The organism is Pseudomonas fluorescens (assembly GCF_018614775.1).
Taxonomy (GTDB): domain Bacteria; phylum Pseudomonadota; class Gammaproteobacteria; order Pseudomonadales; family Pseudomonadaceae; genus Aquipseudomonas; species Aquipseudomonas fluorescens_BY.
Genome location: NZ_JAGGOF010000112.1, coordinates 1 through 14,061 on the forward strand (window position 1 = coordinate 1; position 14,061 = coordinate 14,061).

At 61.7% G+C, this 14,061-nt stretch carries 13 protein-coding genes; 7 read left to right on the plus strand and 6 right to left on the minus strand.

The window, feature by feature from the left end; genetic code table 11:
- Window positions 1-85: 85 nt before the first annotated feature.
- From J7E36_RS24035 to J7E36_RS24055, 5 genes are all read right to left on the minus strand, one after another.
- A complete protein-coding gene (locus J7E36_RS24035; protein ID WP_215008638.1) occupies window positions 86-1,429 on the minus strand; it encodes an imelysin family protein in 1,344 nt (447 codons plus the stop codon).
- A gap of 199 nt (window positions 1,430-1,628) precedes the next feature.
- Complete coding sequence (locus J7E36_RS24040) at window positions 1,629-3,680, minus strand: putative bifunctional diguanylate cyclase/phosphodiesterase (RefSeq protein WP_215008640.1); 2,052 nt, start codon at window positions 3,678-3,680, stop codon at window positions 1,629-1,631.
- Between the two features lie 306 nt (window positions 3,681-3,986).
- Complete coding sequence (locus tag J7E36_RS24045) at window positions 3,987-4,583, minus strand: superoxide dismutase (protein WP_215008642.1); 597 nt, start codon at window positions 4,581-4,583, stop codon at window positions 3,987-3,989.
- 175 nt (window positions 4,584-4,758) lie between these two features.
- Window positions 4,759-5,361 (minus strand): LysE/ArgO family amino acid transporter, encoded by a 603-nt coding sequence (locus J7E36_RS24050; RefSeq protein ID WP_215008644.1) that lies wholly within the window; start codon window positions 5,359-5,361, stop codon window positions 4,759-4,761.
- Window positions 5,361-5,768, minus strand: coding sequence for an ACT domain-containing protein (locus tag J7E36_RS24055; RefSeq protein WP_215008646.1), 408 nt, complete (start codon window positions 5,766-5,768; stop codon window positions 5,361-5,363). Before J7E36_RS24055 ends, J7E36_RS24050 begins: the two co-directional genes overlap by 1 nt.
- A gap of 89 nt (window positions 5,769-5,857) precedes the next feature.
- Between J7E36_RS24055 and J7E36_RS24060 the strand changes: the two genes are divergently transcribed.
- The 4 genes from J7E36_RS24060 (at window position 5,858) to J7E36_RS24075 (ending at window position 9,886) form a co-directional block, all read left to right on the plus strand.
- A complete protein-coding gene (locus tag J7E36_RS24060; protein WP_215008648.1) occupies window positions 5,858-6,751 on the plus strand; it encodes a LysR family transcriptional regulator ArgP in 894 nt (297 codons plus the stop codon).
- Between the two features lie 51 nt (window positions 6,752-6,802).
- On the plus strand, window positions 6,803-7,795 hold the full coding sequence (locus tag J7E36_RS24065; RefSeq protein ID WP_215008650.1) for an NAD-dependent epimerase/dehydratase family protein: 993 nt from the start codon (window positions 6,803-6,805) through the stop codon (window positions 7,793-7,795).
- A 107-nt stretch (window positions 7,796-7,902) separates the two neighbouring features.
- Window positions 7,903-8,781, plus strand: a complete 879-nt coding sequence (locus J7E36_RS24070; protein ID WP_215008652.1) for an ATPase — start codon at window positions 7,903-7,905, stop codon at window positions 8,779-8,781.
- Window positions 8,782-9,043: 262 nt separating this feature from the next.
- A complete protein-coding gene (locus J7E36_RS24075) occupies window positions 9,044-9,886 on the plus strand; it encodes a cache domain-containing protein (RefSeq protein ID WP_215008654.1) in 843 nt (280 codons plus the stop codon).
- Window positions 9,887-10,002: 116 nt separating this feature from the next.
- Here J7E36_RS24075 and rapA read toward each other — a convergent pair whose 3' ends face one another.
- Window positions 10,003-12,849, minus strand: a complete 2,847-nt coding sequence (gene rapA / locus J7E36_RS24080) for an RNA polymerase-associated protein RapA (protein WP_215008656.1) — start codon at window positions 12,847-12,849, stop codon at window positions 10,003-10,005.
- A 249-nt stretch (window positions 12,850-13,098) separates the two neighbouring features.
- Between rapA and J7E36_RS24085 the strand changes: the two genes are divergently transcribed.
- The 3 genes from J7E36_RS24085 (at window position 13,099) to ccoM (ending at window position 13,953) form a co-directional block, all read left to right on the plus strand.
- Window positions 13,099-13,440: an aspartate-semialdehyde dehydrogenase gene (locus J7E36_RS24085; protein WP_215008658.1), complete on the plus strand. Its 342-nt coding sequence runs from the start codon at window positions 13,099-13,101 to the stop codon at window positions 13,438-13,440.
- Between the two features lie 90 nt (window positions 13,441-13,530).
- On the plus strand, window positions 13,531-13,692 hold the full coding sequence (locus tag J7E36_RS24090; RefSeq protein WP_215008660.1) for a hypothetical protein: 162 nt from the start codon (window positions 13,531-13,533) through the stop codon (window positions 13,690-13,692).
- A 144-nt stretch (window positions 13,693-13,836) separates the two neighbouring features.
- Window positions 13,837-13,953 (plus strand): cytochrome c oxidase subunit CcoM, encoded by a 117-nt coding sequence (ccoM, locus tag J7E36_RS25390; RefSeq protein ID WP_285229303.1) that lies wholly within the window; start codon window positions 13,837-13,839, stop codon window positions 13,951-13,953.
- Window positions 13,954-14,061: the final 108 nt, after the last annotated feature.

Consider the following 14,061-nt stretch of genomic DNA (forward strand, 5'->3'; position numbering starts at 1 on the left):
ATCGCGAGCAGTCTCGCTCCCGCAGGGGGACTTTGAGGCCTAAAAAAAGCGACCCGAAGGTCGCTTTCTTGTTCAGCGGCGTTGATCAGAACTCGTGATCGGCGTTGTCCGGGTTGAGGTCGCTGATGCCCAGTTTGCCAGCAGCCTGTTCGATCGAACCGGTCTGCTTGACCAGGGCGGCGATGGCGTCGCGCACGATCTGGTTGCCGGCGGTGTTGCCGGCGGCGATCAACTGGTCGTAGTGCTCACCCTTGTTGGCGTGATCGACCATGACCTGGATCTTGGCTTCGGTGGCGGCCAGGTCGGCCTTGAGCGCGGTGTCCGCCGCCGGATCGGCCTTGGCCACCAGGGACGACAGGCTGGCGCCGGTCATCTTGGTGCCGTCGACGCGGGTGTATTCGCCCAGGTAGACGTTACGCACGCCCTTGGCGTCGTAGAAGTGCGAGTTGTGGGTGTTGTCGCTGAAGCAGTCCTGCTCGTCTTCTGGCGAGTTGGCTTCCAGGGACACTTTCATGCGCTCGCCCGCCAGCTCACCCAGGGACAGGCTGCCCATGCCGAACAGCATCTTGCGCAGGCCACTTTCGGCCGGTTCCGCTTCCAGGGTGGCGCGGTAGTTGTCAGCCACGTTCGGCTTCCAGTTGCCGACCATTTCTTCCAGGTCGCTGACCAGCAATTGTGTCACGGACTTGAGGTAGGCACGACGACGATCATTGTGGCCACCGGTGGCGCCGGCGCCTTGCAGGTAGTCCGATGCCGGACGGTTGCCAGCGCCGGGGCCGGTGCCGTTGAGGTCCTGGCCCCACAGCAGGAACTCGATGGCGTGGTAGCCGGTGGCGACGTTGGCTTCGGAGCCGCCCAGTTCGTTCAGGCTGGCGAGTTTTTCCGGGGTGATGTCTTTTACATCGACCTTGTCTTCACCCACCTGGATTTCAGTGTTGGCGATGATGTTGGCGGTAGCGCCCGGGTTGCCCAGGGCATGCTCGTAGGACTTGTCGACGTAGTCGATCAGGCCTTCGTCCAGGGGCCAGGCGTTCACCTGGCCTTCCCAGTCGTCGATGATGGTGTTGCCGAAGCGGAACACTTCACTCTGCAGGTAAGGCACGCGCGCGGCGACCCAGGCAGCGCGGGCGGCTTTCAGAGTGTCGGCGTTCGGCTTGGCCAGGAACGCGTCGACGGCGGTTTGCAGGGTTTTCGCGGTGGATTCGGCATCGCTGTAGACGGCAAAGACCATGTCGGCATAGTGCGCCACAACGGCCTTGGCCGCGGCTTCGTCGACTTTGCCAGTGGCAGCAGGGGCGACCGGTGCCGCAGTGCTGGCGGCAGGCGTAGGCGCTTGTGGCGCGGCAGCCTTGTCTTTGCCTTCGCCGCAACCGGCGAGGGAAATAGCGATGGCCAGCAGACTGGCGGTAGCCAGGGGCATACGAATCATGGCGAACATCCTGCTTCGAAATGGATGGGACAGGCGCGGGTGCGCAAAACTGCGACATAATGCGAAAGATTTGCATTATGTGTAAAGGGTGCGGCTGTAAATATTTCTTATTTCATTAATGCCGATGGGAGCCTTCGCCCGCTCCTACAGAACGGTCTCGATCCGTTGTAGGGGATGTGGAAGGCTGTGATGGAGGACGTCAGAGAATAGAGGCCTTGCTGCGCTCCGCCTGCTTCAGATAGGCGCCCAATTCCCGCGCTGGCAATGGCTTGCTGTAGTAGTAGCCCTGACCTTCGTGGCAGCCCTCGGCGATGATGTAGGCTTCTTGCTCGACCGTCTCGACACCTTCGGCAATGACCTGCATCCCCAGGCTTTTGCCCAGTTGGATAATAGCCCGGACGATGGTCGCGTCGTCTTCATCCTCAAGCAGGTCCTGGACGAAACTCTTGTCGATCTTGATCTTGTCCAGCGGCAGGCTCTTGAGATAACTCAGGGACGAATACCCGGTCCCGAAGTCATCGATGGCAATCAGCGCCCCGGAGCGGCGCAGGCTCAGCAGGTGCTGGGCGGCGGTGGTGATGTCTTCCATCAGGCCGGTTTCGGTAACTTCCAGCTCCAGGCTGCGGGGCGGCAGCCGGTACATCTGCAGGAGGTTGTTCACCACCCGCGGCAGTTCGGCGTGGTGCAGTTGCACCGTCGACAGGTTGACCGCCATGCGCAGGTCGACAAAGCCCTGGTCGTGCCATTCGCGCAGTTGCCGGCAGGCCTGGTCCAGCACCCATTCGCCGATGGCGATGATGGTGCCGTTCTGCTCGGCCAGGGGGATGAACAGGTCCGGCGGCACCAGGCCGTGCTCGGGATGATGCCAGCGGATCAGCGCTTCGGTGCCCACCACCCGCAGGTCGCGATAACTGATTTGCGGTTGATACACCAGAGTGAACTGCTCGCGGGCCAGGGCCTCGCGCAGGTCTTTCTCCAGCTCGCGACGGCGGCGCATCTCGCTGTCGACGCTGGCGATGTAGAACTGGTAACGATTGCGCGAGCGGGTCTTGGCCAGGGTCATGGTCTGCTCGGCTTTCTGCAACAGTTTCTCGGTGCTGTCGCCGTCTTCGGGAAAGAGGGTGATACCGATGGTAGCGCGCAGGCGGATGCCGTGGTCGTCGAGGGCGAACGGCGCTTCCAGGTCATCCAGGATGCTCTGGGCCAGTTCGGCGGCCTCGTAGGGCTGTTCGATGTCGGCCTGGACCAGGGCGAACTGGTCGCCCCCCAGTCGCGCCAGGGCGCCGAGGCGACCGCTGTGGGCGCGCAGGCGGTCGGCGAGGGCCAGCAGCAACTGATCGCCGGTCTGGTAGCTGAACTGCTCGTTGATGCCCTTGAAATCATCCAGTCCGACACAGAGCACCGCCACCCGACGTTGCAGGCGTCCGGCGTCCACCAGGATCTTGTCCAGTTGCTGTTGCAACTGCTGGCGGTTGGGCAGGCCGGTGAGGAAATCGTACTGGGCCATGCGCAGCAGACTGTTTTCCGCTTCGTGGCGCAGATGGGTATTGCGCTCGATGGATTCGAGCAATTGGTTGGCGGTATTGATCCACAGGCCCAGTTCGTTTTGCTCGTGGCCGCGTAACTGCGGGATCTTGTGCGCGCTGGGGCGGTCGGGGTTGATTTCGGTCAGGTGCTGGATGATCCGCGACAGTGGCTTGGTCAGCAGCCAGTGATAGACCAGGTACAACACCAGGCCCATGGCCAGGGCTCGTAGCATGCCGGAAATGAAGATGATCACCGAGCTGACGATGAAGCTCTCGCCATAGGTGGCGGTGTCGAGGGTGATGCTCAGGTCGCCGTAATATTCACTGTAGGGCCCACGTCCTACCAACTGGGTGGTGAAGGTACGCTCCTTGCCCAAAATCAGATCGGTCAGCCAGCGGCTCTCGGACTCCTGCAAGGCGCGGGTTTTCTCGGCGAGCATGGTTTCGTGGGGGTGGCCGATGGAGGCCATGCGCACGGCCTTGTCCTGGAACAGGCCTTCGATCACTTGCATGCCCATTTCCCGGTCCAGGCTGTAGACGGCCTGGGTCGACGGATCGCGGAACATGTCGAGGATCCGTTGGGCGTCATCGGCGACGGCCTGGTTGGTTTTATAGGCATCGAACACGATCTGGGCGCAGCTCAAGAGCACGCCAACGATCAATGCCGAGAGGAGCACGACTCGGAGCAACTTCACAGACAAGCTGTTCTTGAGTTCCAGCTTCAAAGAGTGGTTCCTTGTTCCGTGCGAGTAGCGTCAAGTTGCCATGAGTATTGGCAATCCTGTGATGTCAGTCAAAGGGACAATCAAACACAAGGGTTTTGGTCTGTAAACCTGGCCGATACGCGGTTGTTTCAGAGTGATTGCTCTACGACCATTGTGTCGGTTGATAGGCGCCGCAACTTGAGGCCTGCCGGGAATTTTTATTGGATCCAGGACGCACGGTGGGTTGTCACCGGTCGGTGCCAGGGGCATTTGTGCCAGGCGAAAAAAACCCGGCAAGGCGCCGGGTTCCTTCTCTGGCATCGGAGCTTAAGCGGTGAAGGTCTTGCCTTCGAACTGCTCGGCCACGAATGTCCAGTTGACCAGGTTCCAGAACGCTTCGACGTATTTTGGGCGAACGTTGCGGTAGTCGATGTAGTAGGCGTGTTCCCAGACGTCGCAGGTCAGCAACGGGGTGTCGCCGCTGGTCAGCGGGTTGCCGGCGCCGATGGTGCTGGCCAGGGCCAGGGAACCGTCAGCCTTTTTCACCAGCCAGCCCCAGCCGGAACCGAAGGTGCCGATGGAGGTCTTGCTGAATTCTTCCTTGAACTTGTCGAACGAACCGAAAGCCTTGTCGATGGCTTCAGCCAGGGCACCGGTCGGTTGGCCGCCAGCGTTTGGCGCCAGGCAGTTCCAGTAGAAGGTGTGGTTCCAGACCTGAGCGGCGTTGTTGAAGATACCGCCCGAGGAAGTCTTGACGATTTCTTCCAGGGTCTTGCCTTCGAACTCGGTGCCAGGTACCAGGTTGTTCAGGTTCACGACATAGGTGTTGTGGTGCTTGTCGTGGTGGTATTCCAGAGTCTCTTTGGAGATGTGCGGCTGCAGTGCGTCGTGTGGGTAAGGCAGCGGCGGCAATTCGAAAGCCATGGTGATTCTCCTAATCAGGTCAGTTGCGGTGAGCGCAAGGCCGATCACGGGCGGCCAGACTAGCGCCGGGGAGTTTGTACTCTTTGCGGCGCAGGAGTCGGATCATAGCACCGGGGGTGCGGCATAACCACGCAACAACTGTGTGGAATAGAGGTTCCAGAGCGGTTTGGAATAATCAGCCGGTGATGATCAGTTGCCCGGCCACGGTGAACATCATCGCCGCCACCAGCAGGTCCAGGATCCGCCAGGTGATGGGGCGAGCCAGCCAGGGAGCCAGCCACGCAGCACCGAAGGCCAGGGTGAGAAACCACAGCAGCGAGGCCGTGGCTGCACCGACGACATAGGCGCCGGGCACGCTTTGCTGGGCACCGAGCGAGCCGATCAACAGCACGGTGTCGAGGTACACGTGGGGGTTGAGCAGCGTGACGGCCAGCGCGCTGAGCAACACCGCCCGCAATGAGCGCACGGCCTGGTGTTCACCCAGTTGCAGGCTCTGCTTCGAACAGGCCCGGCGCAACGCCAGGCTGCCATACCAGAGCAGGAACGCGGCGCCGCCCCAACGGGCGATCGACAGCAGCAGCGGGCTGTGGGCCAGCAGCGTTGCCAGGCCAAAGACACCAGCCGCGACCAGCAGCGCGTCGCAGGTAATGCACAGGACAGCCACCGGCAAATGATGTTCACGGCGCAGGCTCTGGGCCAGGACAAATGCGTTCTGCGCGCCGATGGCCATGATCAGTCCGAGGGCCATCAGCAGTCCGTTCGTATAGCTTTGCCACATCACACTGGCTCCCCGTTCTTGGCCAAATGCCTGAGCACATCCATGGCCCGTTCGGCATCGTCACGGCCGACAAAGAGATGGTCGTGGTAGTACCCGGCAATCACGTTGCAACTGATGCCTGCATTGCCCAATGCCGTGGCGAAGGCGGCGGTCAGGCCGACGGCCTGCAGCGCTGAATGCACGTCGAGGGTGATCAAGGCGGCGATATAGTCGAAACCCAGGCCGGCCTTCTGCGCCTGGGATTTTTCCAGGATGACGGTCAGTCCTTCCCGCTCGAGAAAACTGCCGACGATCTCGATGCCCGCCGGCACCTGGCCGTCCGGCAGGCTACAAAACACGTAGTCGCCGGGATTGAGCTGCGGGCTCATGCTGCGCAGCAGGGTGTTCAATGACGTTTCGCCGGACATGGCTCGCTCCTTCAAGTGATGCTGGCCATTCTCCGGTGGGACGCTGTATAAGAAAAACCAATATTGCTGATTGCTCATTAGGAAAACTGATGTTCGACTACAAATTGCTTTCTGCCCTGGCGGCCGTGGTCGAGCAGGCCGGTTTCGAGCGGGCGGCCCAGGTGCTGGGTTTGTCACAATCGGCCATTTCCCAACGGATCAAGTTGCTGGAGGCGCGTGTCGGCCAACCGGTCCTAGTACGTGCCACGCCGCCGACCCCCACGGAGATCGGCCGGCGACTGCTCAACCATGTGCAGCAGGTGCGTCTGCTGGAGCGTGACCTGCAAAGCCTGGTGCCGGCGCTGGATGAAGAGGGCCTGCCCGAGCGCCTGCGCATCGCCCTGAACGCCGATAGCCTGGCGACCTGGTGGGCAGTGGCCGTGGGCGATTTCTGCGCCGAGCAACGTGTGTTGCTCGACCTGGTGGTCGAGGACCAGACCGTTGGCCTCAAGCGCATGCGCGCCGGTGAAGTGGCGGCGTGTGTCTGCGCCAGCGAACGCCCGGTGGCAGGCGCTCGCAGCGTATTGCTGGGGGCCATGCGCTACCGGGCGCTGGCCAGCCCGGCATTTATCGCCCGGCACTTCCCCGACGGCGTGCGCGCCGACCAATTGGCCCGTACGCCGGCACTGGTATTCGGCCCGGATGATTTCCTGCAACACCGTTACCTCGCTTCCCTGGGTGTCGAAGGCGGTTTCGAACACCATTTGTGCCCATCGTCCGAAGGCTTTATCCGCCTTACCGAAGCCGGTCTCGGTTGGGGACTGGTGCCGGAATTACAGATGCGTGAGCAACTGGCCCAGGGCACGTTGGTGGAGCTGCTGGCAGATAAACCGATCGACGTGCCGCTGTACTGGCATCATTGGCGCAATGGTGGGCAGTTGCTGGGTTTGTTGACGGAACGATTGATCGTAGCGGCAAGCACCAAGCTGCAAGCGGTAAGTTAGAGGCGATGGGCTTGAAGCTTTTCGCTTGAAACTGATTTTAGGAGTTGATTCATGAGAATTCTGGTTACCGGCGCGAGTGGCTTCATCGGCGGGCGCTTTGCGCGTTTCGCCTTGGAGCAGGGTCTGGATGTACGGGTCAACGGTCGCCGGGCCGAGAGTGTGGAGCACTTGGTACGCCGCGGCGCGCAGTTCGTCCAGGGGGACCTGAGTGACCCGCTGTTGGCGCGCGACCTGTGCCTGGACGTCGAGGCCGTGGTGCATTGCGCCGGGTCCGTGGGGCTGTGGGGGCGCTACCAGGATTTCCACCAGGGCAATGTCGAGGTCACGGAAAATATCGTCGAGGCTTGCCTCAAGCAGAAGGTTCGCCGCCTGGTGCATCTGTCATCGCCGTCGATTTATTTCGACGGCCATGACCACCTTGGATTGACGGAAGAACAAGTGCCCAGGCGCCTCAAGCACCCGTATGCTGCCACCAAGTACCTGGCCGAGCAGAAGGTCTTCGGCGCCCAGGAGTTCGGCCTTGAGGTGCTGGCCCTGCGCCCGCGCTTCGTCACCGGCGCCGGCGACATGAGCATTTTCCCGCGCCTGCTGAAAATGCAGCGCAAGGGTCGACTGGCCATCGTCGGCAACGGGTTGAACAAAGTGGACTTCACCAGCGTGCAGAACCTCAACGAGGCGCTGCTCAGCAGTCTGCTGGCGACCGGTTCTGCCTTGGGCAAGGCCTACAACATCAGCAACGGCGCACCGGTTCCGCTGTGGGATGTGGTGAACTACGTGATGCGCCAGATGGATGTCCCACAGGTCAGGCGTTACCGTTCCTACGGCTTGGCTTATAGTGTGGCGGCCCTGAATGAAGGTTTCTGCACGTTATGGCCGGGCCGCCCCGAACCGACGCTCTCGCGCCTGGGGATGCAGGTCATGAACAAAAACTTCACCCTGGACATCAGCCGGGCCCGGCATTATCTCGATTACGATCCCCAGATCAGCCTGTGGTCGGCCCTCGATGAATTCTGCCTGTGGTGGCGGAGCCAGCCCGCCCGCTGATCGGCCCGTCATGAACCGAGTGCCGGGTTCGGGGTCAATCGGTGCGGCGGGCGAGGGGGTTATACTCGCCGCATCAAGCCATCTCCGGTTTTCCAAAGGTTGAACCCATGCCCACGCGCAACGATGAACACGACGACTTCGATGATGTACCGAGCCTGCGGATGCGCGCCGACATCCCCGATGATGACGACTTCCTGAGCAACCGTCCGGCCCATGCCCAGGCGCGACCGGCGCCGGTTGCTGCAGGCAAGGTCAAGGGGGTCAGCACCGGGCCGCTATGGGCGCTGGTGGGCGCGTTGTTGTGTGCGTTCGGCTTCCTGGCCTGGTGGAGCTTCCAGCAGATTTCGCTGATGGAACAGCAACTGGTGGCGACCCAGGAAAGCTTCGCGCGGATCAGCGAGGACGCGGCGGGACGCTTGCAGGACATTTCCGGCAAGGTGGTGGCCGGCCAGTCCAATGTCATGAGCGACAGCGAGGCCTTGAAGCTGCAGATCAAACAGCTGGAAAGCAAGCTGCAGGACCAGGGCCGGCTGTTCGACAGCAAGCTGCAGGAGCAGTACAAACAACAGCAAGCCACCTTCGGCCCGTCCGCCGACCTGGACAAGGAGCTGGCCCTGCTCATTGCCCATGACACTGAACAGCAGAACGCCAGCACCCAACTGCAGGCGTCCAACAAGGAGCTCCAGGCCCAGGTCAAGGCCCTGGCGGCCGAAGTGACTGCCCTGAAAAACCAGGGTGAGGGTGGCGCCCTGGATGCCCAGCTCAAGAGCATAGGTGCCGACATCACAGCCCTGAAGAAAGCCACCTCCAACTCGGCCATTGAACGCCTGGAGCAGGACGTGATCGTGCTCAAGAGCCAGCAGGATAACGGCGGCAGCAACACCGCCGAATTCGACGCCTTCCGCGGCCAGGTCACTCGCAACATCAATACCCTGCAAGCGCAGATCCAGCACTTGCAGCAGCAGCTCAGCGCCCGGGCTCAGTAAAAACGGTGGGAGCCAGCTCCCACCGTTACCCACAGAACTCAAATTCACCACAGATACCTTGTGGGAGCGAGCCTGCTCGCGATAGCGGTGGTTCAGGCTGCAGACATGTCGACTGTGCGGGCGTCATCGCGAGCAGGCTCGCTCCCACATTTGTTCTCCAGTAGCCGTGGGCTTGATGCCTCCACCGCGCTTTGCTGAATACTTCCCCATCACCCCACGCCGGCTATGCTCTTGAAATACCAACAAGAACGAGGACGCGGGTATGGGGGTTTTTCACAAGATGGCCTGGCTGGGGGCAATGCTGGTGCTGGGGCTGGCACAGGTGCATGCCTCGCCGGCGGATGATGGCCAGGCGGCCCGGGCACTGCTGGAAAAGGCCTTGGCCTATTACCACGACCACGGTGACAAAGCCTTCGCGGCCTTCAGCCGCCAGGGCGACTTCGTCGACAAGGACCGTTATGTGTTCGTGGTGGATACCCGAGGTGTGATGCTCGCCAGCGGCGGGCCTTCCGCGGCGTTGATCGGGCGAGACGTTTCCGAGGTGTTGGGACCTGATCTGCGCAAAGTTTTCAAGGACGCCCTGAAAACCCCCGAGGGCAGCGGGATCCAGCAGGCCGATTACCGTTGGCAGAACTGGGCGGACGGCAAAGTCGAGCGCAAGCATGTGTATTTCCAGCGGGTCGGCGAGCGGATCCTGGCCGTCGGCTATTACCTGCCACGGGCTTCTGCCGAACAGGCCCGGGCCTTGCTGGACAAGGCCTCAAGCGACCTGCAGAAGAACGAGAAAGCCACGTTGACCGCCATCAACTCCCTCAAGGGCGGGTACTTGCAGGATGATCTGTACGTCTTCGTCGTTGACCTCGATACCCGACGCTACGTCGCTCATGGCACTCAACTGCGGTTGATCAACACTGATTTCGCCAAGGTCAAGGACCCGGATGGCAAGCCGGTAGGCGAGCCGATCCTGGTGATGATCGGCAAACAGGATGTGGGTGAATACGCCTATCGCTGGAAGAACCCAGTGACTGGCAAAGTCGAGGACAAGCACGCGTACCTGAAGAAGGTCGGGCATTTCCTGGTGGCGGTGGGGTACTACAGCCCTTGAAGCTGAAATCCGTGGGAGCAAAGCTTGCTCGCGATCGCGGCCCCATCATCATTGCTGACTGATGTGCCCCGATCGCGAGCAAGCTTTGCTCCCACAGGTTTATGGCGTGACTGTTATCAGCCCGCCACCAACACCCGGATCGCTTCCAAACGCAACGCGGCCTTCTCCAGCATCGCCAGGCCTTGCTCGCGCTGTTGGCGCAGGGCAACCAGTTCGCTGTCACGCACAGTCGGGTTGACCGCTTGCAGGGCGGTCAGGCGGGCCAGTTCCTCGTCGGTATCGGCGGCCAGGCGACGCTGGGCCTCGGCCACGCGCTCGGCGTGACGCGGGGCGATTTTCTCTTCGCCGGCGTTGATCCGCGGGGTGAGTTGGTCACGCTGGGCCTGGATGAACTTGTTGGCGCTGGCGCGAGGCACGCTTTCGAGCTGGTCGTTCAGGGTTTCGAACGAGACCCGGGCGGCCAGGTCGTTGCCGTTGGTGTCCAGCAGGCAACGCAGGGCGGCCGGCGGCAGGTAGCGACCCAGTTGCAGCGAACGCGGGGCGACGACTTCACTGACGTAGAGCAGCTCCAGCAACACCGTGCCAGGCTTGAGGGCCTTGTTCTTGATCAGCGCCACGGCGGTGTTGCCCATGGAACCGGACAGCACGAGGTCCATGCCACCTTGCACCATCGGGTGCTCCCAGGTGATGAACTGCATGTCTTCGCGCGACAGCGCCTGGTTGCGGTCGTAGGTGATGGTCACGCCTTCGTCGTCGCCCAGCGGGAAGCTGGCGTCGAGCATTTTTTCGCTCGGCTTGAGGATCAGCGCGTTTTCCGAGTGGTCCTCGCTGTCGATGCCGAACGCGTCGAACAGGGTTTCCATGTAGATCGGCAGGGCGAATTGGTCGTCCTGTTCGAGAATGGCCTCCACCAGCGCATCGCCTTCACCGGCGCCCCCGGAATTGAGTTCCAGCAAACGGTCGCGACCGGTGTGCAGCTCGGTCTCCAGGCGTTCGCGTTCGGCGCGGGCTTCGTCAATCAGCGCCTGCCACTGGCCATCGTCGGCTTCTTCCAGCAAAGGCAGCAGGCGCGGGCCGAACTGATGTTGCAAGGCGTTGCCGGTCGGGCAGGTGTTGAGGAACGCGTTCAGGGCCTCGTGGTACCACTGGAACAGTCGCTCTTGCGGGCTGGTTTCCAGGTACGGCACGTGCAATTCGATGGTGTGCTTCTGGCCGATCCGGTCCAGACGGCCGATGCGCTGTTCCAGCAGGTCCGGGTGGGTCGGCAGGTCGAACAGCACCAGGTGATGAGCGAACTGGAAGTTGCGCCCTTCGCTGCCGATTTCCGAGCAGATCAGCACCTGCGCGCCAAACTCTTCATCGGCGAAGTAGGCGGCGGCACGGTCGCGCTCAAGGATGTTCATGCCTTCATGGAACACCGTGGCCGGGATGCCGGAGCGCACGCGCAGGGCATCCTCCAGGTCCATGGCGGTCTCGGCGTGGGCGCAGATCACCAGCACCTTGGTGCGCTTGAGCATCTTTAACTGATCGATCAGCCACTCGACGCGCGGGTCGAATTTCCACCAGCGTTGTTCTTCATTGGCGTCCGGTTGCGCCTGGAAGCTGACCTCCGGGTACAGCTCGGCATGTTCGCCCAAGGGCAGTTCGAGGTATTCGTCCGGGCACGCCAGGGGATAGGCGTGCAGCGTGCGCTCCGGGAAGCCCTGCACGGCGGCGCGGGTGTTGCGAAACAGCACGCGGCCGGTGCCGTGGCGGTCCAGCAGTTCGCGCACCAGGCGGGCACTGGCTTCGACATCGCCATCGTTGACGGCGGTCAGCAGCGCTTCGCCTTCGTTGCCGAGGAAGCCGTGGATGGTCTGGTGGGCTTGCGGCGAGAGGCGGCCCTTGTCCAGCAGCTCCTGCACGGCTTCGGCCACCGGGCGGTAGTTTTCGCTCTCGGCGCGGAAGGCCTTGAGGTCATGAAAGCGGTTCGGGTCCAGCAGGCGCAGACGGGCGAAGTGGCTGTCCTGTCCCAGTTGCTCCGGGGTCGCGGTGAGCAGCAGCACACCCGGGATCGTCTCGGCAAGCTGTTCGACCAGTGCATATTGCGGGCTGACCTGATCTTCGTGCCATACCAGGTGATGGGCTTCGTCGACCACCATCAAGTCCCAGCCGGCGGCGAACAGCGCGTCCTGGGCCTTTTCGTCGTCCACCAACCACTCCAGCGCGACCAGCGCCAGTTGGGTGTCTTCGAACGGGTTGCTGGCATCGCTTTCGATGAAGCGTTCCTCATCGAACAGCGCGACCTGCAGGTTGAAGCGCCGGCGCATTTCCACCAGCCATTGGTGCTGGAGGTTTTCCGGTACCAGGATCAGGACGCGGTTGGCGCGGCCGGACAGCAACTGACGGTGGATGATCAGGCCGGCTTCGATGGTCTTGCCCAGGCCTACCTCGTCCGCCAGCAATACGCGCGGCGCAATGCGGTCAGCCACTTCACGGGCGATGTGCAATTGGTGCGCGATCGGCTGGGCGCGCACACCGCCCAGGCCCCACAGCGACGACTGCAACTGGCGGCTGGTGTGTTCCAGGGTGTGATAGCGCAGGGAGAACCAGGCCAGCGGGTCGATCTGGCCGGCGAACAGGCGGTCGCTGGCGAGGCGGAACTGGATGAAGTTCGACAGTTGGGTTTCCGGCAGGGTAACGACTTCGTTCTGCCCATTGAGACCGTGGTAGACCAACAGCCCGTCGACATCATCGACTTCGCGTACGGTCATTTTCCAACCTTCGAAGTGAGTGATCACGTCGCCCGGCGAAAACCGTACCCGTGTAAGAGGCGCATTCCGTAGCGCGTACTGGCGGGTGTCGCCAGTGGCCGGGTAGAGCACGGTCAACAAGCGGCCGTCCTGTGCCAGAACGGTGCCCAAACCCAGCTCGGCTTCGCTGTCACTGATCCAGCGTTGCCCCGGTTGATACTGCTGCGCCATGCTGCCTGACTCCCGCCTTGAAAAAGCCGATTATCTTAACGGAATGATCCCCCAGACCAAAGGATTTACGCACGCGCCACGTCGTCGTGAGGACGATTCGTCATCCGGTGCCAGGGAACTTAAGCGTGTTCAGCGATCAAACAGGCTCGGCCCCGGGTTTTGTTGCAATGCCAACTGGGTCACAAGTTTCAGACCGGTGGTTCAAGCTGCCACGCACACAGCCGACAACCTGAAGACAAGGAGACCTTTATGTTGCTACCCACGCTCCCTTTGAGCGCCGTACCGATCACCGCGCAGCAGGATCCGGTTCGCCAGCGACCGGACATACCGCCCGTGGTTCCGGTGCAGCAAACCTCCAGCGAAAGCACCATCGACCTGCAACAGCGCGATCCGGAAGAGGGCGCACTGTTGCTGCGCGAGGAGCAGCGCCGCCGGCAGGAACGCGACAGGCGTCGCCACGAAGCCGAGGAAGATCCCGAGGAGCACCTGGCCATACCCGGTACCGAGCTCAATGCCGATAACACCGTGCCCGTGGCGCCTTTGATGGAAGAAGAGCCGCGCCAGGGCCTGTGGGTCGATATCCAGATCTGATCAATTTGCCGACGCGCGCAGCTGGTCAACGCCGCCTACAGCCCGCATCATGGGGTGCATCCGCCATTCACCGCACGATGCCGACACGCCATGAACCAAGACGAAAAACTGATCGACCTCAGCGCTGAGCGCGCCAAGCGCATTCATGACCTCAACGATAAACGCCTCAACGAAGTCCGTCAGGCTTTCGAGCAGGCCATGCCGCTGGGCAAAGCCAAGAAAAAGCCGAAGAGCAAGCCGAAAAAGCGCTGAGCCCTCTCGATCCATTGATGCAGATCAGTTATTCCTCCTCCTTTGTGCCCCGTTGCGGGCGTTATTGACCCTGGTCAATTTTCCTTCAGGCCTGATTGGTTAACTTGAACCCATCGCAACAGGGGCAAGACCAGGAGGCCAGTCATGTTTTTCGATAATGTGGTGTTTGCCGGCGTATTGACGGTCGGCCTCATGTTCGTGTTTTTCGCAGGGTTTGGATTATTCATCTGGAAAGACGCCCACAAGCGCAGAAAACCGTAGGTCTTTCCGGCTACAACGAGCACGCAAGGCATTTTGGGCGACTTCGGTCGCCCTTTTTTTTGCAAAATTTCCGCCATACACAAATTCCCTTGTGGGAGCAACTGTCTT